The sequence below is a fragment of the Nonomuraea recticatena genome (assembly GCF_039533245.1).
GTDB lineage: Bacteria > Actinomycetota > Actinomycetes > Streptosporangiales > Streptosporangiaceae > Nonomuraea > Nonomuraea roseola.
This window is the reverse complement of record NZ_BAAATE010000042.1, coordinates 36,020-61,310: the sequence shown is the minus strand read 5'-3', so window position 1 is coordinate 61,310 and position 25,291 is coordinate 36,020. Positions and strand designations below refer to the sequence as shown.

The following is a 25,291-nucleotide window of genomic DNA, read 5'->3' as shown; positions in this document are numbered from 1 at the left end:
AAGGGGCGCAGCACCTAACGTGGGGGACCATGAACGTGGAGTACCGGTGGCTGCTGCCCTCGGTCCTACTCGGCGACCCCGACGAGGGGCGGCCCGCGCGCCGCTCGACCCGCGACTGGATCGTCGACATTCTGATCTTCCTGCTCACCTGCGGGCTGGTGTGGCTGACCCTGCCTGACCTGGAGGGCGAGGGGCGTGCGCTGCGTATGACCGAGCAGGTGCTCGGCGGGCTGTCGTGCGCCGCGGTGTGGCTGCGCCGCCGCTGGCCCGTCACGCTCTCGCTGGTCGCGACGGTGTTCTCGTCCTACTTCGTCATGGTGGGCGGCGTGGCGGTGGTGGCGCTGTTCACTGTCGCGGTGCACCGCCCCTTCAAGACCTCCGGGCTGGTGCTCGCGGCCAATCTGGTCACGCTCGCCCCCCTCGCGCTGTGGCGCCCCGACAAGGTGCTCGGCCCCCTGTGGATGGCCGTGTTCGGCACGGTCCTCGCGCTGGCGGTCTTCGGCTGGGGCATCGTGGTCAGGTCCAGGCGCCAGCTGGTCCACACGCTCAGGGCCCAGGCGCAGGTGGCAGGGCAGGAGGCCAGGCGGCTGGAGCGCGAGCGCATCGCCCGCGAGATGCACGACGTGCTGGCCCACCGCATCTCCATCCTCAGCCTGCACGCGGGGGCGCTGGAGTTCAGGCCCGACGCGCCGCCCGAGCAGGTCGCGCGGGCGGCGGGGGCGATCAGGGACAGCGCTCACCAGGCGCTGCAGGACCTTCGTGAGGTCATCGGCGTGCTGCGCCAGCCGGGCGACGACCCGGACGAGATCGTGCCGGAGCGACCGCAGCCCACGCTCGCCGACCTCGACGAGCTGGCCGAGGAGTCGCGCAGGGCGGGCATGGACGTGACGCTCACGGTGGAGACGGGGCAGGCGGCCTCCGCGAGCCTCGGTCGCAACGCCTACAGGATCGTCCAGGAGGCGCTCACCAACGCCCGCAAGCACGCTCCCGGCGCTCCTGTGCGGCTGAGCGTGAAGGGCGGGCAGGGGGAGGGGCTCACCATCGAGGCGCGCAACAAGATCGGCTGGCCGTCCAGCATCCCGGGCGCGGGCAGCGGCCTGATCGGGCTGACCGAGCGGGCGGAGCTGGCAGGGGGACGGCTCGAGCACTGGCGCACCCCCGAGGGGGACTTCGTTCTGAAAGCATGGTTGCCGTGGCCGACATGAAGATACGCGTGCTGATCGTCGACGACGACGCGCTGGTCAGAGCGGGGCTGTCGATGATCCTGGGGGGTGTGGGCGACATCGAGGTGGCGGGCGAGGCGGCCGACGGCGACCAGGTGCCGAAGATGGTCGCCGAGCACCGCCCCGACGTGGTGCTCATGGACATCCGCATGCCGAGGGTCGACGGCCTGGCCGCCACCGAGGCGCTGCGCTCCACCGCCAACCCGCCCGAGGTCGTGGTGCTGACCACCTTCCACGCCGACGCGCAGGTCCTGCGGGCGCTGCGCTCGGGCGCGGCGGGCTTCCTGCTGAAGGACATCCCTCCCGCCGAACTGGTCGCCGCCATCAGGAAGGTGGCCGCGGGCGAGCCGATCCTGTCGCCCGCCGTCACCAGGCAGCTCATCTCCCACGTCTCGGACGGCGCCGCGGGCGGCCGCAGGGAGCGCGCCCGCTCCCTGCTGACCAGGCTGAGCGAGCGCGAGAAGGAGGTGGCCGTCGCGGTCGGCAGGGGCAGCTCGAACGCCGAGATCGGCGCGGAGCTCTACATGAGCGTGGCCACGGTCAAGGCGCACGTCTCGCGCATCCTCACCAAGCTGGGCCTCAACAACAGGGTGCAGATCGCGCTGCTGGTGCACGACGCGGAGTCATGACAGCATCCGCTCCAGCAGCGCCCTGTGCAGCACCAGGTCGTCGGGGTCGTCGGGCATCGGCTGCTCGCCGAAGTGGATGCGGCGCTGCCACACCCTGGCCATGACGATGCCGTGCCTGAGCGCGGCGTACGTCTCGTGGAAGTCCATGTCCCGCGGCGTGTGACCGGACAGCTCGCGGTAGGTCGCGCAGACCTCGTCGCGGCGCATGAAGCAGGGCAGGCCCGGCAGCGCGAAGACCTCGGCGAGGTCCTGGAAGAACCGGTGCAGGAAGATCATCCAGGCCAGGTCCAGCTCGCGGGGCCCCACCGCGGCCATCTCCCAGTCGAGCACGGCGACAGGGGTGAAGTCGCGGTACATCACGTTGCCGATCCTGGCATCGCCCCAGGTCAGCACGTTGGGGCCGGGGTCGTCAGGCCAGTGCGCCTCCAGCCAGTCGAAGGCCCGCTCCAGCAGGGGGATGCGCGTGTCGCCGCGCATCCACTCGTAGTAGGCGCGCTGGCCGTCCACGTGCGCGCGCAGGCCCGCGGCGCCGAGGCCCTTCAGCTCGGCGGCGGTGTAGGGGGCGCCGTGCAGGCCGGCGGCGATCGCGACCGTCCTGTCCTGCAGCAGGCGTCTGTCCGCGGGCGCGGCCTCCAGCAGCCAGCCCTCGAAGGTGTACGGCGGGACATCGGAAGGGACGCGGCCCTCCTCCCGCTCCATGACGAAGAACGGCGAGCCCAGCGGCTCGGGCGAGGGCTCGAACCACAGCGCCTTGGGCGCGAGCACCCCCGCGCGCTCCCTGGCCAGTCGCATCACCTCGAACTGCACGCCCAGGTCGTAGCTGGGGAAGATCGGCACGGCCTCCTCGGTGGGCGCCAGGCGCGCCACGCACCGCGTGCCGTCCACGGTGAAGAAGAGCGTCTCGCTGGACATCCCGTTGGCCGAGGGGCGGGTGACCCGCGAGACCCGGCGGCCGAGCCACGCGCTCAGCCTCTCGCGCAGGTCGTCGAGGTCCCTGGTGGAGGTGCGCATGGGCTCGGTCACGCCACTGTCGTACATCTCCAACCAAGCGCTTGTCCATATGCATGTCACGACACGGTCATGTGCGCGACAGCCGTACCCTTGGGGAGTAGGACAATCGCGAAGGGTCAGTTGAGAGGCAGTGGGATGAGCTCAGCCGGCGAAGGCCTGTCTCGTCCGCTTCCCGAGCAGGTGCGGCTCAACGTCGTCGACCTGGCGGCGCAGGTGCTCGGCAGCATGCCCGCCGTCGCCGTGCCCGCCCCGCTGCGTGGCATCGCCAAGTTCGACCCCCGCAAACGCGCCAAACTCGGCGGCGCCCCGATCGCCGCCCAGCTGGAGAACGACAAGGAGTTTCGCGAGGCCGTCGCCGAGTCGGTGGCCAAAGGCTGGCCCGAGCTCGCCGCCTCGCTGGCCGAGGGCAACGTGCCGCCGGCCGCCGACCCCGTGCTGGTCGCGGCGGCAGCCTATCTGACCAGGCCGCCCGGGTGGGCGGAGATGGTGGAAACCGCCAGGGCCGACCTCGAGCAGTCGGCGGTGGCCGCCGAGGGCTCGGCCCAGGAGCAGACGGTCGCCAGGCTGCGCGAGCAGCTGGCCGCGCAGAAGAGCGCCGCGAAGGACGAGGCCGAGAGGCTGCGCGAGCAGCTGAGGGCCGCCCGAGCGGAGAACTCCGACCTGCGCCGCAAGCTCCATGACGCCCGCGAGCGGCTCAAGGCCGCCGACCAGCGGGCCGCCGAGATGGCGCAGGCCGCCGACGAGGCCAGGATGGCTGCCTCGGTGGCCGGCAGCGCGGGCGAGTCGGAGCTGAGGCGGCTCAAGGAGCGGCTGGCCGACGCCGAAAGACATCTCGAGGCCTCGCGCAGAGCGGCCCGCGAGGGCCGCAGCATCGAGGACGCCAGGATCAGGGTGCTGCTCGACGCGCTGCAGGACGCCTCGGCCGGGCTGCGCAGGGAGCTGGCGCTGCCGACCACGATCAGCAGGCCCGCCGACTCCGTCGCCGCCGTCGCGCCTGGCGCGCCCAATGTGCGGGGCGTGCCTGCCAGGGCGCTGGCCGACGACGACCCGCAGCTGCTCGACCAGCTGCTGGCGCTGCCGCAGGTGCACCTGATCATCGACGGCTACAACGTGACCAAGACCGGGTACGGCACGCTCACCCTCGCCGACCAGCGCAACAGGCTGATGACGGGGCTGGGCGGCCTGGCCGCGCAGACCAGGGTCGAGGTGACCGTCGTCTTCGACGGCGCGGAGCTCAACGCCCCCGTCCAGGTGGTCGCGCCGCGCGGGGTGCGGGTGATGTTCAGCGCGCCGGGCGAGATCGCCGACGACCTGATCCGTCAGCTGGTCCGCGCCGAACCGCAGGGAAGGGCGATCGCGGTGGTCTCCTCCGACCGTGAGGTGGCCGAGTCCGTGCGCAGGATGGGCGCGAGGCCCGTCTCGTCCGCGCTGCTGCTGCGCAGGCTCGGGCGGGCCTAGGTCACATTTTGGGTGACATGGCCGGACGCTAGGCGCACCTTCTGTACTATTTCGCCCCAGGCGTGATCACTGGGAGGGCGTGTCGCTGTGGGGTTTGGCCGGGTACCGCTGGCTGCGGGTCTCGCGATCGCGACTCTTCTCCTGCCGTTGAGCGGTGCTTTCGCCGATCCCAAACCGACGATCGCGCAGGCCAAGGCGAAGCTGGAGAAGCTCAACGACAAGGCCGACAAGGTCGTCGACAGGTACAACACGGCCACGGAGAAGTACAAGAAGGCCAAGAAGGCCTACGAGGGGCTGAACTCCCGGTACAAGAGCAAGATGGCCAGGGTGGCGGGTCTGCGCGCCGAGGTCGTCGGCATGGCCATCGACACCTACCAGGCGGGCGACATCACCTCGTGGTCGACGCTTCTGGGCGACAGCGACCCCTCGGCCACGCTCGGCGGCATGGCGCTCATGGACCAGCTGACGGCCGAGCGGGCCCAGGTCCTGGCCGCCTTCGACGAGGAGAACCGCCAGCTCAAGTCCGACAGGGAGCAGGCGCAGGGCGCCCTCACCGAGGCCGACAAGCTGCGCGACGAGGTCAAGTCGGAGAAGGACAAGGTGCTCGAGCTGGTCGAGCAGCAGGAGAAGCTGCTGCGCAGGCTCGGCGCCTACCGGGTGGGCAACCCCAACAGCACCGGCATCAAGTACACGGGCTCGGCCTCGGGCAACGCCGCCTCGGTGCTCAGCTTCGCCTACGCGCAGGTCGGCAAGCCCTACCAGTACGGTGGCACGGGCCCGGGCGGCTGGGACTGCTCAGGCCTCACGCAGGCCTCCTGGCGCGCGGCCGGCGTCTCGCTGCCCCGCACGACGTGGGAGCAGTGGGCCTGGGGCGCCAAGCGCAGGGTCTCCCTCGACAACCTGCAGCCCGGTGACCTCATCTTCAGCGAGGGCCTCGGGCACGTGAGCATCTACGCGGGCGGCGGCAAGATCGTCCATGCGCCGCAGACCGGTGACGTGGTCAAGGTCGTCCCTCTGTCGGCCTACGGCAGGCGGCTGGTCGGCGCGGTCCGCCCGTAGGCCGCGCTCATCGCGCGCAGAACGTCCAGATAGGCGCTCACGGCGGGCGGGCGCCCGTCGGCGGGCAGGACGGCGGCGCTGATCCTTCTGGCGGGCAGCGCGGGCGATGGGTGGGCCAGCCTGATGTCCGAGCGCACCGACCTGCCGGCGATGGACGGATAGAGCATCACGCCCACGCCCGCGGCCACCAGGCCCTGGCGGCCGTTCCAGTCGTCGCACAGGTGCGTGATCTTCGGCGGCCCTCCCATCGCGGCCGACAGTTCGGCCGCCGGGCCGAGGCAGTCGGGGTGGGTGCCGTCGATCCAGTGCTCGGCGGCCAGGTCGGCCAGCCGTACCTGCTCCTGGGACGCGAGGGGATGGTCGGCGGGCAGGGCCACCATCGGCTCGTCGTCGAACAGGAAGAGCGTCTCGAGCCCAGGATCGGGGTCGGCGTCCCACGAGGTGACCAGCGCGACGTCGATCGCGCCTTCGAGCAGTCTCGCGTCGCCGCGCTCTCCCACGGTGAGTGAGAGCTCGACGTCGGGGTGGGTGGCGGTGAAGCGGCGGAAGCTCTCGGGGACGAACCTGGTGGCCGCGCTGGGGAAGGCCGCCACACGCACCCTGCCGCTCTCGGCGGCGGCGAAGGCTCGCAGCCTGGTCTCGAACAGGCTCATCCCGTCGACCACGGCGGCCGCCTGCTCCATGGCGGCCAGACCCGCCTCCGTGGGCTGCACGCCTCGCGGGCGGCGGTGGAAGAGCCTGACGCCCGTGCGGCGCTCCAGGGTGGCGATCTGGCGGGAGACGGCCGGCTGCGTCATCGACAGGGCCTCGGCGGCGGCGGAGAAGGAGCCGTGCCGTCCGACTTCGAGCAGAACGCGCAGGGACCACAGATCAAGCATGCGAAGAGCTTATGGCAGAGCGGTCAGACCCCTCGTTCGGCTGATGTTACTGCTGTGACTGATGTGACAAATGGGACCTGACTTCGCCTGGTGACAGCAACTGTGAGGAGGGTCACAATTGTCGCTTGCAACGGTCCATGGAGCAGTGATTTGTCTCTTGACAACCACCCGTGGACGATCTTGACTCCTTTACTTCGACTTTGCCTGCTCTTGGTGGGCCGGGTACCTTCTCGCTTCGCGGCGACCAAGCCATGGCGCCCGCCACGTCCACCGGCCCTGTCAGCGGCCGGTGTGCACGCATAACGATCCGCTGGTCGCCGCGCCGAACCCCCAGATGAGCGTGCGCGGTCGACCCGCCGAATCCGTGCGGAATGGAGCACGGAGCCGGGGACCCGAGCACCTGGGGTGAGTCCGGCCTGCGGGCCGGTAGGGCGACTTCCACGCCCGAACCCGTCAGCTAACCCGGTAGGCATTCGTGGAAGATTCAAGGAGACGTTCTGTCCACCCCTGTTAACAAGACCCGTCTGTCCTGCCTTGCCCTGAGTGGCGTCATGGCCGCGATGGGAGGAGTCGTCCTCCACGCACCAGCCGCTCACGCGACCCCCATCGAGGCGAGCGCGGTGAAGACGGCAGCAGTGAAGATCGACGTCGCGCGGACGAGCGTGGCGAAGGCGAGCGCCGGCAAGGCGCGCGTCGTGTCGAAGTCGCAGGCGAAGGCGGCTCGGCAGAAGTTGAGGGCTGCCAAGGCCGTCGGAGTGGCGAAGAAGCAGCTCGGTGACCCCTACCGCTACGGCGGGACGGGTCCTGGCTCCTTCGACTGCTCGGGTCTGGTGCAGTACGCCTGGTCCAAGGCGGGGATCAGGATCCCGCGCGTGACGCACAGCCAGTACGCACGCATCAAGAAGAAGGTCTCCTGGCGCAGCCTCAAGCCCGGTGACCTGATGTTCTTCCGCGGCAAGGGCCATGTCGGCATGTACGTCGGCAAGGGCCGGATGATCCACTCACCCAGCTCGGGCAAGACGGTGCGGATCGAGAAGATCAGCGGCTGGCGCAAGTCCTCCTTCGCCGGCGCGGTCCGCCCCGGCGCGTAGGCGCACGCAGAGAGCCCCGTCCATTCCTCTGGGACGGGGCTCTCCGCCGTCCGGGCTAGCATCGCTGCCGTGGTGAGCCGAAGAGCCGTGCTGGCGGCCGCGCTGGCGGGGACGGTGCCGGGGTCGGCCGGCCCTCGCCTGCCGTCCGAGGCCCGTGGCCTGTGGGAGTCGGGTGTCACCTTCGCGTACGGCGCGCGCTCGCTCGCCGTCGGCCACCACGCACCCGCCACGCTGCTTCGCGACCTCGCGGCGCGGGCCGACGCCGCCGGCCGCACGGTCTCGGCGGTGCTGCGGCGCCCCGTACGGCCGGTGGTCGTGGTGCCGGCCAGCACCGAGGAGGCGGCGGCGCTGGCCGGCACGGGCTCGCTCGAGGGGCTGGCCGCGCTGGCGTCGCGCGGAAGGGTGATCGTCGTCCCCGGCGCCTTCTCGCGGCTGACCCCCGTGGGACGCGACGTGGTGCTCGCCCACGAGCTCACCCACGTCGCAGCGGGCACGCACGGCGGTCCCGTGTGGCTGCGAGAGGGCTTCGCCGACTACGTCGGCTACCTCGGCTCGGGGCTGGAGGTCGGCGTCGCGGCCGCGGAGCTGGCCGAGGAGGTCGGCTCGGGACGGACGAGCGCCCGGCTGCCGGCCGACGGCGACTTCACGCCGGGCGCGCCCAGGCTCGCGCAGGTCTACCAGGAGTCGTGGCTGGCCTGCCGCCTGATCGCGGGCCGCTACGGCGAGCGGGCGCTGGTCGAGCTCTACGATCGGGCTGCGGGGCGCGATCTGGCCCAGGCGCTGCGCCCTCTCGGCCTGTCGGTCCCCACGCTGACCGGCCTGTGGCGCGAGTATGTCCGGGACGAGCTGACTGCGGGGGGACACGGATGAGCTGGCTGGACCGTCGGGCGGGCATCGCGCTGGCGCTGCTGGGCGCGGCGATCGTCGCGGTGGTCGCGCTCACCACCCCCTGGGCGACGATGCGGGGCGCGCCCGCCGTGCCGCCCGACCCCTCACTCGACTTCACCGCCGCCGAGATCGCCCGCTCGCGCGCCTTCGACGCGGCCACCAGCGTGCCGTCCTACCTGTCGCTCGGCCTGACCGTGCTCTTCGCGGGCGTGCTGGTGGCCACGCCATGGGGCGCCCGCCTGCTGGCCGGGCTGAAGGGGCCGTGGTGGCTGCGGGTGCTGCTCGGCGTCGTCGTGCTCACAGCGGTGGTCGAGCTCCTGCGCTGGCCGCTCGGTGTCTGGTTCGAGGGCGAACTGCGCGAGTTCAGCCTGTCCACGCAGAACTGGGCGAGCTGGACGGGCGACAGGCTGAAGTCCATCGGGGTGCGGACCGCGATCACGGCGATCATGGTGCTGGCCGTCGTCGCTCTGGCCCGCAGGTTCGCGCGCTGGTGGATTCCCGCCGCGGTCGGCGCCTTCATGCTCACCGTGGGCGCCTCCTTCGTCTATCCGGTCGTCTTCGAGCCTCTCTTCAACGACTTCAGGTCGATGCCGGCGGGACAGCTGCGCACCGACCTGCTGGAGCTGGCCGAGCGCGCCGACGTGCCGGTCGAGGACGTGCTGGTGGCCGACGCCTCCCGCAGGACCACCGCGCTGAACGCCTACGTCTCGGGCTTCGGGGCCACCCGGCGCATCGTCGTCTACGACACGCTGCTGGCCGCGCCGGAGAAGGAGGTGGAGCTGATCATCGCCCACGAGCTCGGGCACGCCAAGTACAACGACGTCCTTCACGGCACGCTCCTCGGCGCGCTCGGCGCGGGCTTCGGCGCGGTGCTGCTGTTCTGCCTGGCCCCGCTGTGGAAGCGTCCGCTGTCCGAGCCCGTCGCGACGGCGGCGATCATGGGCTTCCTCTCGCTGGCGACCGTGCTGTCGGGTCCTGGGCAGAATCTCGTCAGCCGCCACATCGAGGCCAGGGCCGACCTGCACGCGCTCGACCTCACCCGCGACCCGCGGACGTTCGTCGCGATGCAAAAACGCCTGGCAATAACCAACATTTCCGACTTGTCGCCGGATGTCGTGGAATATGTGCTCTATGCCTCGCATCCGACCGCTCCACAGCGCATCGCCATGGCCCGCTCGTGGGAGCTCATGAAGGCCCCGTGAGCAGGGTCCTCATCGTCACGAACGACTTTCCGCCCAGGCCGGGCGGCATCCAGTCGTTCGTGCACGGGCTCGCGCTGCGCACGCCGTCCGTGCTGGTCTACGCCCCGCGCTGGCGGGGCTGCGAGGAGTTCGACGCCCAGCAGCCCTACCCGGTCGTCAGGCACCCGACCTCGCTCATGCTGCCCACGCCGGGCGTCGCGCGCAGGGCGGCGCGGCTGGTGGCCGCGCACGGGGCCGACACCGTCGTCTTCGGCGCGGCGGCGCCTCTCGGCCTGCTGGCCCCCCGCCTGCGCGCGGCAGGAGCGCGCAGGATCGTCATGCTCACCCATGGGCACGAGTCGTCGCCGCTGTTCCGCCCCCTGATGCGGCGCATCGGCTCCCATGCCGACGTGGTCACCTACCTCGGCTCCTACACGCACGCCAGGCTCTCCTCCCTGATCCCTCAGGGCAAGCTCGTACGGCTGGCGCCGGGCGTCGACGCCGACGTCTTCAGGCCTCCCACCGAGCCCGCGCGCCTCAGGAACGCGCTCGGCCTCGGGGACAGGCCCGTCGTGGTGTGCGTCTCCAGGCTCGTGCCGCGCAAGGGCCAGGACCAGCTGATCCGCGCGTGGCCGCTGGTGCTGAGGTCGGTGCCCTCAGCGGTGCTGCTCGTCGTGGGCGGAGGGCCCTACCGGCGGCGGCTGGCCGCGATGGCCGCTCACCTGGGCGAGGCGGTGCGCTTCACCGGGGTGGTGCCCGCTTCGGAGCTGCCCTCGTACTACGCGGCGGGCGACGTCTTCGCCATGCCCTGCCGTACGCGGATGGGCGGGATGGACGTCGAGGGGCTGGGGATCGTCTTCCTCGAGGCCTCGGCGACGGGGCTGCCGGTGGTGGCGGGGGCTTCGGGAGGAGCGCCCGACGCGGTCCGGCACGGGGAGACGGGTCTCGTGGTGGACGGCAGGTCGGTACCGGAGGTCGCGGGAGCGTTGGTCGAGCTCCTCGTCGACAGGGACAGGGCGCGCAAGATGGGGGAGAGGGGAAGGGAGTGGGTGGCGGGCGAGTGGGACTGGTCGCGCGTCGCGGCCCGCTTCCACGCTCTGCTCTGAGCGCGCGGCTAGTGAGAGGGGCGCAGGCGGGGGCGCTGGACGGGGTCGATGGAGTCGGCCAGGCGGTGCAGGCGCAGGGCCAGCGTGTGGCGGAAGGGCGGCCGCCTTCGTGCGAGCGCGGACAGGCGCTCGGCCTCGGCGATCCGCTCGCGGTGGAGGGCCTGGACGTGCATCAGGGTCAGCTGGTTGTTCATGGGAGATCCGTTCTCCTGTGGCGGGTGTGCGGGTGGGCGGGCGGGTGGTTCAGCGGGTGCCCGCCCGCAGGATGGTGATGTCGCCGCTCAGCGTGCGGGCGTGCACCTCGAGGGTCTCGGCGGCGTCGCCTGGCTCGCCCGACTGCTCGAGCTCGGAGCTGACGCGCCCCGACAGCGAGGAGATCTCCAGCCAGGCGGCGCTGCCCTCCGTGACCGCGAGCGTGACGTTGCCCGAGGCGCTCCTGGCGTTGACCTGGCCTCTGGTGACGGCGTGGACGACGATGTCGCCTGAGGCCGTGCGGCTGGTGACATCGCCGTGGGCGCGTCCGATCACGGCCGAGCCCGAGGCGGTGGTGACGTTGACGTGGCCGCCGACGGAGCCGACGCCGACCTTGCCCGAGGTGGCGTCGATGACCGCGTCACCCTCGATGACGTCACATCTGACGTCACCTGACGCCGTGGTGATGCGCAGAGCGACGGCGTGCTCCACGGTGACGTCGCCCGAGGCGCACGTGATGGCGACCTCGCCCAGCCGTCCCGTGGTGGTGACATCGGTCGAGGCGGTGTGGGTCAGCAGGCTCGACCCCTCGGGCAGGGCGATGTCGACGTGGACGGCGCGCCTGCTCCGCTGTCCTTCGGGGGCCTTGACGGTGATCACCCCGTCGGCCTGCTCGACCAGGATCGACCGGGCGTAGGCGTGGTCGTCGGAGCTCGCGGGCTCGGCGGGGCGCACCTCGACCACGGTGTCCTGACGCTCGGTGGCGCAGACGCGCAGGTCGCCCGCGGGGAGGTCGACGTGGACGGCGGGGGGCGTGGGGGTGGAGAAAACGGGCATGGTGGAGCTCCGTCTCTGTGCGTGGGATGAGGGAGAAGGTCAGCGGACCCAGCCGCTGATGCGGCGTCCGGCGCCGGGAGGAGAGGGGCGCTGCTGAGGGTCCGACAGCGCCGCGGTCAGCGCCCTGACCAGCCAGGCGTTGACCGAGGCCCCCGAGGCGGCGGCGGCCTGCTCGATGCGGCTCTTCAGCGACTCGGGCAGCCGCAGGGTCATCCTGGCCGTGCCCTGCTCGCCCTCGCCCGGCGGCGCGGGAGGGGCGGGAGGCTCAGGAGGCGGCGGCGGGAACGGCGGCTGCCCGGGGCCGCTCGCGGGGCTGCCGTGCCAGGTTTCGGGCACGGTGAGCACGAACTGGGGCTCTCTGCCGCGCATGCGCACATCGACGACCCCGGGATCGAGCTGCCTGGTCAGCTCGTCGGCGGCCTCGGAGAGCACCTCAATGAGTGTCAGCCTGACCGCCGAGTCGAGCATCGCGGTGAGGCGCTCGGCGGTGGCCCGGGCCTCGGGCCCCGCCGCGTCGGCAGCGTCGCCGAACTCCCTGCGCAGGTTCTCGATGTACGACGTCAGGTCCATGACGTCATCCTGACATCAATCTGACGTCACTGCAAGCGGCGCGTTGACGCCACCGGCGTCAACGCTCGAAGACGGGCCGGTCAGCCCTTGGTCGAGCCGAGCGTGAGGCCCGAGACGAACTGCTTGTGCAGGAGCTGGAAGACGATCAGCGTCGGCAGCGCCACCAGCAGCGACCCCGCGGCCAGCAGGTTGTAGTCGGTGAAGAACTGCCCGCGCAGGTTGTTCAGCGCCGAGGTGACGGGCAGCTTGTCGCCTGAGGACATCAGCACCAGCGCCCAGAGGAAGTCGTTGTACATCCAGGTGAACTGCAGCGTCGACAACGCCGCCAGCGCGGGACGGCACAGCGGCAGCGTGAGCTGCCAGTAGCGCCGCCACACGCCGGCCCCGTCGACCATCGCCGCCTCCGAGATCTCCTCGGGGATGGTCCGCATGAAGTTGGCCAGCACGAACACGCAGAAGCCGAACTGGAAGGCCACGTGGATGAGGATCAGCCCGAGATGGGAGTCGTACAGCGACAGCGAGTCCGACAGCCACCACGGCAGCGGGATCAGCGTGTACAGGGTGTAGAGCGGCGTGATCAGCACCTGGGGCGGGAGCAGGTTGCCCGCGGTGAAGACCAGCAGCAGCACCTTGCGTCCTGGAATGCGCAGCCTGGCGATGGCGAAGGCGGTGAAGGAGGCCATCAGCAGCGTGAGGATCACCCCGGGCACCACGATGATGAGCGTGTTGAGGTAGTACTTCGGCAGGTCGGCCTGGCTCCAGGCCTGGCCGTAGTAGTCGAGCGTGAGCGAGCGGGGCAGCGAGAAGTAGCCGAACCTGGCCGTCTCCTCGTACGGCCTGAGCGAGGCGTAGACGGCCAGCAGCAGCGGCAGCAGCCATCCGAGGGCGACCAGCGCGAGGAAGAGGTGCAGCACCAGCCTTGACGGCCGGAAGGGCCGCTTGGACTGCGGCCTGGGCTCCACCGCGGTGGGGCGCGAGGCGGTCGGCGTCACCGGCGATCCTCCTTGAACAGCTGCGAGAGGTAGGTGACGATGAACGCCATCGAGATCACCAGCAGGATCACCGCGATCGCCGAGCCGAAGCCGATCCTGCTGGCCTCGCCCACGATGTTCTCCGTGACCAGCACCGACAGCAGCTCCAGGCCGTTCCTGCCCTTGTTGATGGCGTAGACGATGTCGAAGGCCCTGAGCGCCTCGATCACCGTGATCACCAGGACGATGACGTTGATGGGCCGCAGCGTGGGGAAGACGACGCGGAAGAAGGTCTGCGCCTCGCTCGCCCCGTCGATCGCCGCGGCCTCCTTGAGCGCGGGGTCGACCGCCTTCAGCCCGGCCAGGTAGATGATCATGACGTAGCCGACGTGCCGCCAGGCCGCCGCGACCATGACGACCCAGATGTTGATGGAGCTGTCGCCGAGCCAGTCGGTGGTCAGCCCGGTCACGGCGTTGAGCACGCCGTAGTCGGAGGAGTAGACGAGCTGGGCGATGAAGCCCACCACGGCAAGCGACAGCACCACCGGCATGTAGAGCGCGCTCTGGTAGACCCGCGACATCCTGAGCCGCCGGTCCAGCAGCACCGCGCAGAACAGGCCGAACGGCGTCGCGACCAGGCCGAGGAAGGCCAGCCACAGCACGTTGTTGCGGACAGCCGACCAGAACGGCGGGTACTCCTCCGCCAGGTCGCCGTAGTTGCGCGTGCCGATCCAGCGCAGCTCGGAGATGCCGTTCCAGTCGGTGCCCGACAGTGCGACGGAGGCCAGCGTGGGGCCCCAGATGAGGGCCACGTTGACCAGGACGGCCGCCCCGAGGCCGAAGCCCAGGACGGCGAGGTCCCTGCGGGAGTAGCGTCGAGTGATCAACGGAAGATGTTGGCCTTCTGCGCCTCGATGTCCTTGAGCAGCGGGTCGATGTCGTCGGGTTTGCCGACGAAGCGCTGCAGCGCGGGGATCATCACGGTCGAGGCGAAGTCGGGCCTGGTGTCGCGGTCGAGGAACTGGGCGATGTGCGTGGCCTGCGAGACGAGTTCGGCGCCGCGCTTCTGCAGGGCGCTGTAGCCGCTGGTGTCGGCCTTGGAGCTGGAGGCCAGCGTGCCAGGGTCAAGCTTGGTGGCCGCGTTCTGCGAGGAGGCCTGGGCTAAGTGCTTGAGCAGCGCCTTGGCGCCGTCCACGTTCTTGGCCTTGGCCGAGATCATGTAGCCGTCGATGGGCGCGTCGATGGAGTCGGTACCGAACTGCGGGTTGATCTCGGGGAAGGTGAAGAAGTCGAGGTCGTCGCGTTCGGCCTCGGGGAACTGCTGGGCGACGAACATGCCGAGCAGGTACATGCCGGTCTTCTTCTGGGCGAGCGACTGGCCCGCCTCCTGCCAGGTACGGCCGAGCGCGGCGGGCTGGTGGAACTCCATCAGCCCTCGCCAGGTGTCGAAGACCTGCTTGACCTTCGGGTCGGTCCACGACTCCTTGCCCGCCATGAGCGAGATGTGGAAGTCGTAGCCGTTTGTCCGCATGTTGAGGATGTCGAAGGTGCCCATCGCGGGCCAGCCGTCCTTGTCGGCGAAGGCGAGGGGGACCAGCCCGTCGGCCTTCATCTTCCTGGCCAGCGCGGTGAACTCGTCGAGGGTCGTGGGCGGCACGTAGCCCTTCTCCTCCCACAGGCTCCTGCGGTAGAAGACCGCCCATGGGTAGTAGGTGAACGGCACGAAGTACTGCTTGCCGTCCGAGCCCGTCGAGGCCGCCTTGAAGGCGGGGGTGTAGTCGCCTCCGATCTCCTGCCACACGTCGGAGATGTCGGTGGCCAGGCCCTGCTCGGCGAAGAACTGCATCCGGTAGCCGGCGAACCAGGTGAAGACGTCGTCGGGCGTGCCCTTGAGGTAGCGGTTGATGTTCTCCTGGAAGGTGTTGTGGTCGACGGTGTTGATCCTGACGTCGGCCTGGGTGAAGGCCTTGACCACGGTCTCCAGTGACTTCTTGGGGATCTCGTCGGAGGCGTTGGAGCCGATCGTCACCGTGCCGCGCGCGGCCGAGCCGCTCGCGCCCTGCGTGTTCTGGGTGTTGGGGTTGCCGCAGCCCGCCAGGATCGCGGGGACTCCGAAGGCCGCGGCACCGAGCAGCATGCTCCTGCGGGTGATCGGCAGACGTGGGGTCATGGTGGGTTCCTCCTAGACCGACCCTCAGATTCCCCCGATATCACGCACGTTCCCCCATGAACAGCGCGCATGTCAACGAATCTTTTCTGACAGTTGCGCCTCGCCTTTAGTTGATATCAACTAGTTGACATCAACTAAAGGAGTGTCCGTGCGCAAGGTGTCCAACCCGCTGGCGTTGGCGGTGCTGGCGTTCCTGCTGATGGAGCCGATGCATCCGTACGAGCTGGGGCGGCGGCTGCAGGAGACCGCGAAGGACCGCAGCTTCAGGTACAACAGGGGCTCGCTCTACATGGTCGTCAAGCAGCTGGCCAAGGCCGGCTTCATCGTCGAGCAGGGCAGCGTGCGCGACACCGAGCGGCCCGAGCGCACGCTCTACGCGCTCACCGACGAGGGCCGCGCCGAGCTCCACGACTGGCTGCGCGAGCTGGTCGCCACGCCGAAGGCGGAGTATCCGCACTTCGGGGCCGCGCTGTCGCTGCTGAGCGTCCTCGACCCCGCCGAGGCCGTCGAGCTGCTCGGACGGCGGTCGGCCAGGCTGGCCGAGGAGGCCGCGCAGATCCGCGAGGCCGTGCGCGCGGCGTCCGAAGGCGGGGTCGGGTGGATCTTCCTCGTCGACGACGAGTACAGACTCGCGCTGCTCGAGGCCGAGCTGCGCTTCGTCGCCACGCTCGTCGACTCGCTCGGCCGGTCGGACTACATCGAGACATGGCACACGATCTTCGGGAGTCGCAATGACGGCGGTTAGAACGGCACTGGTGGTCGGCGGCGGCATCGCAGGACCGGTCACCGCGATGGCGCTGCGCCGCGCGGGCATCGAGGCGACGGTCTTCGAGGCCTACGCGAGCGGCGCCGAGGGCATCGGGGGAACGCTCACCATCGCGCCCAACGGGCTCGACGCGCTGCGGGCCGTGGGCGCGGAGGCGGCCGTCAGGGCTGTCGGCCAGCCGGTGACGCGCACGGTGGTCAGCGACGGAAGGGGCAGGCGGATCGGCGAGCTGGACAGCCTGCACCAAGACCCTGGGGCCCGCGGCCATCTCGGTGATGCGGCTGATGATGCCGCTGGCGGTGCGGACCTTCCTCAAGCCCGAGCGGACGCTCGGCCTCGAGCAGCGCCATCACCTCGACTGGAACGCCGTCGTGGGATGAGGCAGGGCCCCACCCCTGCCTTCACCTCTCGTACAGGGCGTCGATGTCGGCGGCGAAGTCGCGCATCACCAGGTTGCGCTTGACCTTCAGCGTCGGCGTCAGGTGGCCGCTCTCCTCGGTGAGGTCCTCTTCCAGGATCACGAACTTCTTGATCTGCTCGGCCTTCGACACGGTGGTGTTGGCCGTGTCGACGGCCGACTGGACCTCGGCCAGCACGCCGGCGTCGGCCCTGGCCTCCTTCGGCGACAGGCCGCGCTGGGCGAGGGCCTCGGGGTCGAGGGTGATCAGCACCGCGGCGAAGGGCCGGCCGTCGCCGACGATCATGGCCTGGGAGATCAGCGGATGGGCGCGGATCGCGTCCTCCATGGGAGCGGGGGCGATGTTCTTGCCCGCCGCCGTCACCAGGATCTCCTTCTTGCGCCCGGTGATGCGCAGGTAGCCGTCGGAGTCGAGCTCGCCGACGTCGCCGGTGTGGTACCAGCCGTCGGCGTCGATCGCGGCGGCCGTGGCCTGGTCGTTGTTCCAGTAGCCGTCGAAGACGTGGCGGCCCTTGGTGAGGATCTCGCCGTCGTCGGCGATGAGGACGCCGGCGCCGGGGATCGGCTTGCCGACGGTGCCGATCTTGTTGGCGCCCGGCAGGTTGACCGAGACAGGGGCCGTGGTCTCGGTCAGGCCGTAGCCCTCGAAGACCTCGATGCCGACGCCGGTGAAGAAGTGACCGAGGCGCTCGCCGAGCGCGCCGCCGCCGGAGACCGCCGCGGACAGGCGGCCGCCGGTGGCCTGGCGGAGCTTGGCGTAGACGAGCCTGTCGAACAGGGCGTGCCGCAGGCGCAGGCCGAGCGGCGCGCCGCCGGAGGCCTGGGCCCTGCTGTAGGCGATGGCCACGTCGGCGGCGCGGGCGAAGATCCTGCCCTTGCCGCCGGCGACGGCCTTCTGCTCGGCGCCGTTGTAGACCTTCTCGAACACGCGCGGCACGCCGAGCAGGAACGTCGGCTGGAAGGCCGCCAGGTCGGGTGCGACGTTCTTCATGTTCGGCGTGTGGGCCATGATCGTGCCGGTCTCGACCAGCACGATCTGGATCACCCTGGCGAAGACGTGCGCCAGCGGCAGGAACAGCAGCGCCGCCCTGCCCGGGCTGTCGAAGAGCCGGTCCAGCGGGCCTCGCGCCACGTTGATGGAGGTGAACAGCAGGTTGTCGTGGGTGAGGCGACAGCCCTTCGGCCTGCCCGTGGTGCCCGAGGTGTAGATGACCGTCGCGAGGTCGGCGCCCGACCTGGTGGTACGGCGCGCCTCGAGCTCCTCGTCGGAGACGCCGGGCCCGGTGAGCGAGGCGATCTCGTCGACCCGCCACAGGTGCTCGAGACCCGGGTGCGCCGCCTTGACCGTCTCCTCGTGCGCGTCGAGCTCGACGAAGGCGGCCTTGGCGCCGCTGTCGGTCAGGATCCAGGCGACCTGCTCGGTGGCGGAGGTCTCGTAGATCGGCACGCTGACCGCGCCCGCGGCCCAGATGGCGTAGTCGATGACGGTCCACTCGTAGCGCGTGCGCGACATGAGCGCGACCCTGTCGCCAGGCTCGACCCCCGCGGCGATGAGGCCCTTGGCCAGCGCGGCGACCTCGTCGCGGAACTCGCGAGCGGTGACGGCGGGCCAGCTGTCGCCGTCCTTCCTGCGCATCACGATCGCCCCTGGTTCCTGCTCGCCACGCCTGAACACCGTGTCGGCGCAGCTGGCGGTATGCGGGACATCCACCAGGACGGGAACGCTGTACTCGCGCACGGATCACTCCTCCGGGTGCACGCTTCTGGGACGACCGAGGACGCTACAGGGTTAAGTTACGCGTGGGTAGCTTCGTCACAGAGGCGTTATCAAGGGCTTTCATCACGCTAGCAGTCGCCGGCCGCTACTCCGCTCATCCGATCTTCTAGGCTGCGGGCATGCGGGTCCATGTCGTGAGCGATGTCCACGGAAGCGTCGAGGCGCTGGCGCGCGCGGGCGACGGCGCCGACGCGCTGATCTGCCTGGGCGACCTGATCCTCTTCATCGACTACGACGACCACGCCCAGGGGATCTTCCCCGAGCTGTTCGGCGCCGACCAGGCCGAGCGGTTCATCGCGCTGCGCACCGCCAAGCGGTTCGACGAGGCCAGGGCCATGTCGGCCCGGCTGTGGGCCAGCCTCGAAGGCGATCCGCGCGAGCACATCGAGCGCATCGTCAGGCGTCAGTACGAGAGCCTGTTCGCCGCCATGCCGACGCCGGCCTACCTGACCTACGGCAACGTCGACCTGCCGAGGCTGTGGGGCGACTACCTCAGGCCCGGTCTCCACGTTCTCGACGGGCAGACGGTCGAGCTCGGCGGGCTGCGGTTCGGCTTCGTCGGAGGCGGCCTGCGCACGCAGTACCGCACGCCCTACGAGATCAGCGACGAGGAGTTCGCCGCCAAGGTGGAGGCGGTCGGCGAGGTGGACGTGCTGTGCTGCCACATCCCCCCTGCCGTGCCCGAACTGCTCTACGACGTGGTGGCCAGGCGCTACGAGCGCGGCAGCGAGGCGACCCTGGCCGCCATCAGGAGGACCCAGCCGCGCTACGCGCTGTTCGGCCACGTCCACCAGCCGCTCCACGCCCGCACGAGGATCGGCAGGACCGAGTGCGTGAACGTCGGCCATTTCCGCGGAAAGGGCGTTCCCTACGTCCTCCAGTGGTAGCCCGACCGGTACCGTTGACGCATGGCTGATCGCACCACTTCGAGCATCACCGTCGACGCCGACCGCTCCCACGTGATGACGGTCATCGCCGACTTCGGCTCCTACCCCGAATGGGCCGGTCAGGTGAAGTCCGCCGAGGTCCTGTCCAGCGGTCCTGAGGGCCGCCCGCAGACCGTGCGCTTCGTGCTCGACGCGGGCGTCATCAGCGACACCTACACCCTCGGCTACGACTGGAACGACGACGAGAGCGTCAGCTGGCAGGTCGTCGAGGCGGGCACGATGGTGCGCGAGCTGAGGGGGAGTTACACCCTCTCCGAGCGGAGCGGCGGCACCGAGGTGACCTACGAGCTGGCGGTCGACCTGAAGGTCCCGATGATCGGCATGATCAAGCGCAAGGCCGAGAAGGTGATCGTCGACACCGCCCTCAAGGGCCTGAAGAAGCGCGTCGAACGCCGATGAGGGTCCTGCTCTTCACCGGCAAGGGCGGCGTCGGCAAGACCACGGTGGCCGCGGCCACGGCGACGCTGGCCGCGCGCAGAGGGCTGAAGACGCTGGTCGTCTCCACCGACACCGCGCACTCCCTGGCCGACGCGCTCGGCGTCAGCGTCGACGACCGGCCCGTGGAGATCGAGCCGGGGCTGCACCTGCACCAGGTCGACACCCAGCGATCCCTCGAACGCCACTGGGGAGAGCTCCAGGACTACGCCAGGGGGCTGTTCGCCGAGCTCGGCCTCGACGAGATCACCTCCGAGGAGATCACCGTCCTGCCGGGGGCCGAGGAGGTCATCGCCCTGCTCGAACTGCGCGAGCAGGCACGCTCTGGCCACTGGGACGTGATCGTGGTCGACTGCGCGCCCACCGCGGAGACGCTGCGCCTGCTGGCGCTGCCCGAGGCGCTCGACTGGCACGTCTCCCGCCTGCTGCCCGTCGGCCGCAGGCTGATGAAGATCGTCTCCCCGTTCGTGCGGAGCGTCGCCCACGTCAGCACGCCCGGCGAGGAGGTGATGAGCGCGGGTGAGCGCTTCCACCGCGGCCTCATGGAGGTGCGCGAGCTGCTGACCGGCGACTGCGCCTCCGTCCGCCTCGTGCTGACGCCCGAGTCCGTGGTCCTCGCCGAGGCCAGGCGCACCCTCACCTCGCTCAACCTGTACGGCTACCGCGTCGACGCGGTGATCGCCAACCGGGTCTTCCCCTCGGAGGGCGCCGACGAGTGGCGGGCCCAGTGGGTCGAGGCACAGGGCAGGCTGCTGGCGGAGGCGGAGGAGTCGTTCGCGCCGCTGCCCGTCCACGTCGTGCCGTACCTGCGGGGCGAGCCCGTGGGCGGCGACGCGCTCGCCGCGGTGGGGGAGAGCCTCTACGGCGACGGCGATCCCTTCGCCAAGCCCTCCGTCGAGGCGCCGCTGACCTTCGACAGGCACGAGCTCACCCTCGCCCTCCCCGGCGCCGACAAGGACGACGTCGATCTGGCGCGCAAGGGCGACGAGCTGATCGTGACCGCAGGGCCGTACCGCAGGATCCTGGCCTTGCCCGCGGCGCTGGCACGCAGGAAGATCAGCGGTGCGGTGCTCCGCGACGGCCGCCTGCGGGTACGGTTCGTGGCAGGAGGGCGAGATGACTGAGAGCAACGAAAGAGACCCCATCGGCACCGTCGCCGACGAGGCGCGCAAGCTGTTCGACACGCTGCAGGGGCGGGCCACCCGTCAGGTCGGCAGGACGGTGTTCAACTCGTTCACCGGTGGCGGCCGTCAGGACGGGGACGTGTGGGGCGAGGCCGTCGCCGAGCACCCCGAGGGCGAGTACATCTGCCGCGCCTGTCCCGTCTGCAGGGCGATCGCCGCGCAGAAGGAGTCGGGCGCCGACGTGACAGGGCACCTGATGGCCGCGGGCGGCGAGCTGTTCGCCGCCTTCCGGCAGGCACTGGACGCGCTGAGCCGTCCGAGCTCCCCCCGAGCGCCCCGCGAGGAGCGGCGCGAGGACGTGGAGCACATCGACCTGGGCTGAGGGGCCCGGAAGGAAAGGCTGGGACGGACATGTTGACGATCGGTGTGGACATCGGCGGGACCAAGGTCGCCGCGGGTGTGGTGGACGAGAACGGCGCCATCGTCGAGAACGCCCTGCGGCCCACCCCCGCCGACCGGCCCGACCTGGTGGCGGAGACGGTCGCGGACGTCGTCAAGGAGCTGTCGCGCGGCAAGGACATCGAGGCCGTCGGCGTCGGCGCGGCGGGCTTCGTCGACGAGACCCGCTCCATCGTCCGTTTCGCGCCCAACCTGGCCTGGCGTGAGGAACCGCTGCAGAAGAAGATCACTGAGCTGATCGGCCTGCCCGTCGTGGTGGAGAACGACGCCAACGCGATGGCGTGGGCCGAGGCCCGCTTCGGCGCCGGCAGGGGCGAGAGCCACCTCGTGTGCGTCACCGTCGGCACCGGCATCGGCGGCGGCATCGTCATCGACGGGCACCTCTACCGCGGCCGCTGGGGCATGGGCGCCGAGCTCGGCCACATGCAGGTCGTGCCGGAGGGCAGGCTGTGCGGCTGCGGCAACCTCGGGTGCTGGGAGCAGTACGCCAGCGGCAACGCCCTGGTCCGCGAGACCAGGGAGATCGTGGCCAACCAGCCTGAGCGGGCCACCACCCTGCTCGGACTGGCGGGCGAGACCATCGAGGGCGAAGAGGTCACCGAGGCGGCCAGGCAGGGCGACGAGGCGGCGCTGGCCGCCTTCGCCTCCATGGCCGACTGGCTGGCCCAGGGCATGGCCGACCTCGCCGCGATCCTCGACCCCGGCCGCTTCATCGTGGGCGGCGGCGTGTCGAGGGCGGCCGACCTGTTCATCGACAGGACCCGCGAGACGTTCGCGCGCGTGCTGACCGGCAGGGGCCACCGGCCCGTCGCCGACATCAGGCTCGCCGAACTCGGCGCGTCCGCCGGCCTCGTAGGCGCTGCGGATCTGGCCAGAAGGCGTTAAATTCGCGGGGTGACCATCACGGTCGGCACCTACAACGTCCGCGGGATGAAGGACGACGTGGCCGCCCTCGTCAGGGTGCTCGGCGCCATGCGCGCCGACGTCGTGTGCGTGCAGGAGGCGCCGCGCTTCCTCGGCTGGCGGCGCGACCGCATGAGGCTGGCCGAAGCGGCGGGGCTGCGCGTCGCCGCGGGCCGCAGGCTCGGCAGCGTGGCCGTCTTCGTCGCTCCCGGCGTGCGTGTGCTGCACACCGAGAGCAGGTTGTTGAAGATCTTCTTAGGTTTGGAGATCAGGGCGATCGCCATCGCCGTCGTCGAGGTCGCAGGGGCGCGCTTCGCCGTCGGCTCGATCCACCTCGATCTCGACGAGGCGGCGCGGCTGCGTCACGCCACCGAGGCCGTCGCCATGATCGAGCAGGTCGCGGCCAGGTTCGACGCCGCGATCGTGCTCGCGGGCGACATCAACGAGCAGGACGACAAGACCACCTGGCGCTACATCGCCGCCCGGCTGAGCGACTGCTATCCGAGGGCGCCCAAAGGTAATGGGATGACCTTCACCGCCAGGAGCCCGGGCAAGCGCATCGACGCGATCTTCGCTGCTCAGGGCCTCCAGGTGGCCTGGTGTGGCGGCGTCGAGGCCGATCCCGCCGACCTTGTGGCGGCCACCGACCACCTGCCGGTGGTGGCGCGGCTAGTTCGGGGGTAAGCCGCGGGTACGCGCCGCTGGGCCGTACCATTTGGTCATGACCCGTCGCCTTCGGCGGCGTGCGCTGTCCCTGTGCGTGGCAACCATCATCTCCGGCCTGCCCGTCGTCGGTGTCGCGCACGCCGAGCCAGCCCGCCCGCCGATCGAGGCGTGGCAGCGCTCGACCAGCGTGCGCCTCAGCGCTGACAGCTCGCTGACCGACGTCGACGCCTTGTCGGCCGACGAGGTGTGGGCCGTGGGCCAGCAGCAGATCTGGGACGTGTGGGAGAACCGCGGCGCCGTCGGCCGCTGGAACGGCACCGCCTGGACCGAGGTGCCGATCCGCGACGTCGCGGGGGCGGGCCCGCTGCGCGCCGTGTCGGCGGTCTCGGCCTCACAGGTGTGGGCTCTGGGCGACGGTCACGACGGCCTGCCGTACCTGGGCAGGGGCGACGCGAGCGGGCTCGACAGGGTCAGGGTGCCGGGCATGCGGGCCGGCGACTGGCTCGGCGGCCTCGAGGCGCGCACGGACAAGGTCGTCGCGGTCGGCAGCCGCGACGGCAGGGGCCTGCTGCTCATCGGGCAGGACGGCAAGTGGACCTTCCAGGAGACCAAGGAGGAGGGCGCGCTCTACGCGGTCTCCGGCTCCTTCGCGGTCGGCGACACCGGCAAGGCGCCGCTGATCATGCGCCAGTCCGACGGCGAGTGGAGCTCGATGGCGCTGCCGTCCATCCCCGGCGGCTACCTGCGTGACGTCCACGTCGACGGCAAGCGGGCGATGGCCGTGGGCGGCGTCTACAGCCAGTCGGGCGTGGTCACGCCGCTGGTGCTCACCTGGAACGGCAAGCGGTGGACCCGCGCCGAGCTCCCCAGCTCGCGCGCCAGGCTCTACGGCGTGACGGGCGACGGCAAGGGCCGCTTCTGGATCTCGGGCTACGACCCCGACCACGAGGCGGAGGCCTACCTGCTGCGCTACGAGAAGCGTCGCTGGGAGATCATCAGGGGCGGCCCCGACGCCGCCAGGGGCAGCGTACGGCTGCAGGCGGTGACCCACCTGCCGGGCACGGGCGGGGTGTGGGCGGTCGGCCACATCGTGGACGCGAACGACCGCTACACCGACGTCGTCGAGGCCTTCGCGCGGTCGTCGGCTAAATGACCGCGCCGTCGTCCCAGCCCGAGTCGTTGGGCGGGCCGTCGCCCATGCGCACCACCAGCGCGACGAAGCCGCCGATGAAGGCGGCCACCGCGGTGAACAGCGCCCACCCCTGCATGTCCCATCCGCTCATGGCCGCCACCAGCAGGTAGGCGGGGCCGCCGAACAGCGCCACCCACGCCAGCTTGGTGGTCAGGTCGACCTTGGGCAGCGGCGGAGGAGGCTCGGGCACGTAGTGGCCCTCTTCGTCCTCTTCCTGCTCGGGCTCGGGCTCGGACTCGTCGTCCTCGAACTCGGAGGCCTTGACCACCCTGCGGGTCGGCTCTGGCTCGGGCTCCTCCAGCGAGAGGTTCTCGCTGTCGGGCCACGGCTGCTCGGCCGAGTCCGGCTGGTTGTAGGACGCGACGATCTGACGCCAGACCTCGTCCTCGTCACTCTGTGGCGTCACGTCACATCCTTCACGAAGATCGCACTTTCCCCCTGGGAGCGATCAGTCCCTCTGCAAGGGTACCGAGGCGTGTGTCCTGATGAAGTCCAGGCTCCCGGCAAAGATCCTGTCGGCATCGTTGTCGAGCGTCGCAACATGGTAGCTATCGGGGAGCTCCTCGACCGTCACTCCGGCGACCCGCTCGCGCAGGATCGCCACGCTTGTGGGTTTGACCACGTGATCCTCGGGGCTGTGGAACACCAGCACCGGACAGACGAGCGTGTCGAGATCGGCCTGCACCTTCGACCACAGCCACGGCAGCGTCGCCGCCGCCTTGACGGGGGTGCGCGTGTAGGCCAGCTCGACCGCTCCCGGCTTCTTGATGTCGTTGGCCACACCCGGGACCGACGAGACGAACCATTTCAGCACCGGCGCGAGACGCAGCAGCGGCACGTCGTTGGCGATCGAGGGGTTGACCACGATCACGCCCTTGACGCCCGCCCCGTGCACCTCGGCCAGCCGTAAGGCCATGCAGCCGCCCAGCGAGAGCCCCGCCACGAACACCTCGGCACACTGGCCGCGAAGGTCCTCGAAGGCCTTCTCCAGCTCGGCGTACCAGTCCTCCCAGCGGGTGCGGCTCATCTCCTGCCAGGTGGTGCCGTGTCCCGGCAGCCTGGGCAGCGACACGCTGAGCCCGTGCGCGGCGAGATGCTCGCCCCACGGACGCAGCGACTGCGGCGTGCCGGTGAAGCCGTGGCAGAGCAGCACGCCGACCTGTCCGGCCTCGTGACGGTACGGCTCAGCACCTGGCATGACCGGCATAACCGCTCCTTGTTGGGAAATCATCCCCGATTTGCCCGATCGTCGCATGATATGGGGGAGTTGCGCGAGTGGTGGTGTAGGAGGTTCGCCCCCGAGATGCGAAGATGATGAGCGACCAATTCTAAGGAGGGGT

Annotated in this window: 27 protein-coding genes, 1 pseudogene and 1 riboswitch; of the genes and pseudogenes, 17 read left to right on the top strand and 11 right to left on the bottom strand. The window is 70.6% G+C overall.

Features of this window, described 5'->3' with window-relative positions; all coding sequences use genetic code 11:
- The first annotated feature begins 29 nt into the window (after positions 1 to 29).
- Both ABFX50_RS44525 and ABFX50_RS44520 read left to right on the top strand, forming a co-directional pair.
- Positions 30 to 1,205 carry a sensor histidine kinase gene (locus ABFX50_RS44525; protein ID WP_346155659.1) on the top strand — a complete coding sequence of 392 codons (1,176 nt, stop codon included), beginning with the start codon at positions 30 to 32 and terminating at the stop codon, positions 1,203 to 1,205.
- Entirely contained in the window at positions 1,202 to 1,852 is a 651-nt protein-coding gene (locus ABFX50_RS44520) for a response regulator transcription factor (RefSeq protein WP_346155655.1), read from the top strand. The genes ABFX50_RS44525 and ABFX50_RS44520 overlap by 4 nt, the downstream gene beginning before the upstream one ends.
- Here ABFX50_RS44520 and ABFX50_RS44515 read toward each other — a convergent pair.
- On the bottom strand, positions 1,847 to 2,875 hold the full coding sequence (locus ABFX50_RS44515) for a phosphotransferase family protein (protein WP_346155652.1): 1,029 nt from the start codon (positions 2,873 to 2,875) through the stop codon (positions 1,847 to 1,849). The two genes, ABFX50_RS44520 and ABFX50_RS44515, sit on opposite strands and share 6 nt — an antisense overlap.
- Before the next feature lie 123 nt (positions 2,876 to 2,998).
- Between ABFX50_RS44515 and ABFX50_RS44510 the strand changes: the two genes are divergently transcribed.
- A complete protein-coding gene (locus ABFX50_RS44510) occupies positions 2,999 to 4,321 on the top strand; it encodes an NYN domain-containing protein (RefSeq protein ID WP_183658784.1) in 1,323 nt (440 codons plus the stop codon).
- Positions 4,322 to 4,468: 147 nt separating this feature from the next.
- The gene (locus ABFX50_RS44505) at positions 4,469 to 5,380 is read left to right on the top strand and encodes a C40 family peptidase (protein ID WP_246452315.1); all 912 of its coding nucleotides are present in this window, start codon (positions 4,469 to 4,471) and stop codon (positions 5,378 to 5,380) included.
- On the opposite strand, the gene ABFX50_RS44500 is transcribed toward ABFX50_RS44505, so the two are convergent.
- Positions 5,344 to 6,258 (bottom strand): LysR family transcriptional regulator, encoded by a 915-nt coding sequence (locus tag ABFX50_RS44500; protein ID WP_346155648.1) that lies wholly within the window; start codon positions 6,256 to 6,258, stop codon positions 5,344 to 5,346. The genes ABFX50_RS44505 and ABFX50_RS44500 overlap by 37 nt on opposite strands.
- Before the next feature lie 344 nt (positions 6,259 to 6,602).
- Positions 6,603 to 6,745: riboswitch (cyclic di-AMP (ydaO/yuaA leader) on the top strand.
- A 175-nt stretch (positions 6,746 to 6,920) separates the two neighbouring features.
- Here ABFX50_RS44500 and ABFX50_RS44495 point away from each other — a divergent pair.
- From ABFX50_RS44495 to ABFX50_RS44480, 4 genes are all read left to right on the top strand, one after another.
- The gene (locus ABFX50_RS44495) at positions 6,921 to 7,349 is read left to right on the top strand and encodes a C40 family peptidase (protein ID WP_358150065.1); all 429 of its coding nucleotides are present in this window, start codon (positions 6,921 to 6,923) and stop codon (positions 7,347 to 7,349) included.
- A gap of 69 nt (positions 7,350 to 7,418) precedes the next feature.
- Positions 7,419 to 8,219 carry a hypothetical protein gene (locus ABFX50_RS44490; RefSeq protein WP_346155638.1) on the top strand — a complete coding sequence of 267 codons (801 nt, stop codon included), beginning with the start codon at positions 7,419 to 7,421 and terminating at the stop codon, positions 8,217 to 8,219.
- Positions 8,216 to 9,439, top strand: a complete 1,224-nt coding sequence (locus ABFX50_RS44485) for a M48 family metallopeptidase (RefSeq protein ID WP_346155634.1) — start codon at positions 8,216 to 8,218, stop codon at positions 9,437 to 9,439. Before ABFX50_RS44490 ends, ABFX50_RS44485 begins: the two co-directional genes overlap by 4 nt.
- Positions 9,436 to 10,524 (top strand): glycosyltransferase family 4 protein, encoded by a 1,089-nt coding sequence (locus ABFX50_RS44480; RefSeq protein WP_346155631.1) that lies wholly within the window; start codon positions 9,436 to 9,438, stop codon positions 10,522 to 10,524. The genes ABFX50_RS44485 and ABFX50_RS44480 overlap by 4 nt, the downstream gene beginning before the upstream one ends.
- 8 nt (positions 10,525 to 10,532) lie before the next feature.
- Here the strand turns inward: ABFX50_RS44480 and ABFX50_RS44475 are convergent, their stop codons facing one another.
- The 6 genes from ABFX50_RS44475 to ABFX50_RS44450 all read right to left on the bottom strand — a co-directional run bounded on the left by ABFX50_RS44475 (position 10,533) and on the right by ABFX50_RS44450 (position 15,264).
- Positions 10,533 to 10,718, bottom strand: a complete 186-nt coding sequence (locus tag ABFX50_RS44475) for a hypothetical protein (protein WP_346155628.1) — start codon at positions 10,716 to 10,718, stop codon at positions 10,533 to 10,535.
- Between the two features lie 49 nt (positions 10,719 to 10,767).
- Positions 10,768 to 11,553, bottom strand: coding sequence for a DUF4097 family beta strand repeat-containing protein (locus tag ABFX50_RS44470; RefSeq protein ID WP_346155625.1), 786 nt, complete (start codon positions 11,551 to 11,553; stop codon positions 10,768 to 10,770).
- Positions 11,554 to 11,592: 39 nt separating this feature from the next.
- The gene (locus tag ABFX50_RS44465; RefSeq protein WP_346155623.1) at positions 11,593 to 12,123 is read right to left on the bottom strand and encodes a toxin-antitoxin system HicB family antitoxin; all 531 of its coding nucleotides are present in this window, start codon (positions 12,121 to 12,123) and stop codon (positions 11,593 to 11,595) included.
- A gap of 80 nt (positions 12,124 to 12,203) precedes the next feature.
- Entirely contained in the window at positions 12,204 to 13,115 is a 912-nt protein-coding gene (locus ABFX50_RS44460; protein ID WP_346155620.1) for a carbohydrate ABC transporter permease, read from the bottom strand.
- The gene (locus tag ABFX50_RS44455; protein WP_346155618.1) at positions 13,112 to 13,981 is read right to left on the bottom strand and encodes a carbohydrate ABC transporter permease; all 870 of its coding nucleotides are present in this window, start codon (positions 13,979 to 13,981) and stop codon (positions 13,112 to 13,114) included. Before ABFX50_RS44455 ends, ABFX50_RS44460 begins: the two co-directional genes overlap by 4 nt.
- On the bottom strand, positions 13,978 to 15,264 hold the full coding sequence (locus ABFX50_RS44450) for an ABC transporter substrate-binding protein (RefSeq protein WP_346155613.1): 1,287 nt from the start codon (positions 15,262 to 15,264) through the stop codon (positions 13,978 to 13,980). The genes ABFX50_RS44455 and ABFX50_RS44450 overlap by 4 nt, the downstream gene beginning before the upstream one ends.
- Before the next feature lie 148 nt (positions 15,265 to 15,412).
- Between ABFX50_RS44450 and ABFX50_RS44445 the strand changes: the two genes are divergently transcribed.
- Both ABFX50_RS44445 and ABFX50_RS44440 read left to right on the top strand, forming a co-directional pair.
- The gene (locus tag ABFX50_RS44445; RefSeq protein WP_346155609.1) at positions 15,413 to 16,009 is read left to right on the top strand and encodes a PadR family transcriptional regulator; all 597 of its coding nucleotides are present in this window, start codon (positions 15,413 to 15,415) and stop codon (positions 16,007 to 16,009) included.
- Positions 15,996 to 16,217 (top strand): annotated as a pseudogene (locus tag ABFX50_RS44440) (FAD-dependent oxidoreductase); the annotation flags it as partial. The gene ABFX50_RS44445 and the pseudogene ABFX50_RS44440, both read left to right, overlap by 14 nt.
- A gap of 214 nt (positions 16,218 to 16,431) precedes the next feature.
- Here the strand turns inward: ABFX50_RS44440 and ABFX50_RS44435 are convergent.
- A complete protein-coding gene (locus ABFX50_RS44435) occupies positions 16,432 to 18,186 on the bottom strand; it encodes an AMP-dependent synthetase/ligase (protein ID WP_346155607.1) in 1,755 nt (584 codons plus the stop codon).
- Between the two features lie 158 nt (positions 18,187 to 18,344).
- On the opposite strand from ABFX50_RS44435, the gene ABFX50_RS44430 reads away from it, so the two are divergent.
- The 7 genes from ABFX50_RS44430 to ABFX50_RS44400 are packed head-to-tail and all read left to right on the top strand — an operon-like array spanning position 18,345 to position 23,912.
- Positions 18,345 to 19,112 (top strand): metallophosphoesterase family protein, encoded by a 768-nt coding sequence (locus ABFX50_RS44430; RefSeq protein ID WP_183658811.1) that lies wholly within the window; start codon positions 18,345 to 18,347, stop codon positions 19,110 to 19,112.
- A gap of 21 nt (positions 19,113 to 19,133) precedes the next feature.
- Positions 19,134 to 19,571, top strand: coding sequence for an SRPBCC family protein (locus ABFX50_RS44425; protein WP_346120549.1), 438 nt, complete (start codon positions 19,134 to 19,136; stop codon positions 19,569 to 19,571).
- A complete protein-coding gene (locus ABFX50_RS44420) occupies positions 19,568 to 20,731 on the top strand; it encodes an ArsA family ATPase (RefSeq protein WP_183658815.1) in 1,164 nt (387 codons plus the stop codon). Before ABFX50_RS44425 ends, ABFX50_RS44420 begins: the two co-directional genes overlap by 4 nt.
- Entirely contained in the window at positions 20,724 to 21,113 is a 390-nt protein-coding gene (locus ABFX50_RS44415) for a DUF5304 family protein (RefSeq protein WP_183658817.1), read from the top strand. Before ABFX50_RS44420 ends, ABFX50_RS44415 begins: the two co-directional genes overlap by 8 nt.
- Before the next feature lie 29 nt (positions 21,114 to 21,142).
- On the top strand, positions 21,143 to 22,075 hold the full coding sequence (locus ABFX50_RS44410; RefSeq protein ID WP_346155598.1) for an ROK family glucokinase: 933 nt from the start codon (positions 21,143 to 21,145) through the stop codon (positions 22,073 to 22,075).
- Positions 22,076 to 22,084: 9 nt separating this feature from the next.
- The gene (locus tag ABFX50_RS44405; protein ID WP_346155594.1) at positions 22,085 to 22,777 is read left to right on the top strand and encodes an endonuclease/exonuclease/phosphatase family protein; all 693 of its coding nucleotides are present in this window, start codon (positions 22,085 to 22,087) and stop codon (positions 22,775 to 22,777) included.
- A gap of 37 nt (positions 22,778 to 22,814) precedes the next feature.
- Positions 22,815 to 23,912: a hypothetical protein gene (locus ABFX50_RS44400; protein WP_346155592.1), complete on the top strand. Its 1,098-nt coding sequence runs from the start codon at positions 22,815 to 22,817 to the stop codon at positions 23,910 to 23,912.
- On the opposite strand, the gene ABFX50_RS44395 is transcribed toward ABFX50_RS44400, so the two are convergent.
- The gene (locus ABFX50_RS44395) at positions 23,905 to 24,357 is read right to left on the bottom strand and encodes a hypothetical protein (RefSeq protein WP_346155590.1); all 453 of its coding nucleotides are present in this window, start codon (positions 24,355 to 24,357) and stop codon (positions 23,905 to 23,907) included. The genes ABFX50_RS44400 and ABFX50_RS44395 overlap by 8 nt on opposite strands.
- A 42-nt stretch (positions 24,358 to 24,399) precedes the next feature.
- Complete coding sequence (locus ABFX50_RS44390; protein ID WP_183658823.1) at positions 24,400 to 25,158, bottom strand: alpha/beta hydrolase; 759 nt, start codon at positions 25,156 to 25,158, stop codon at positions 24,400 to 24,402.
- Positions 25,159 to 25,291: the final 133 nt, after the last annotated feature.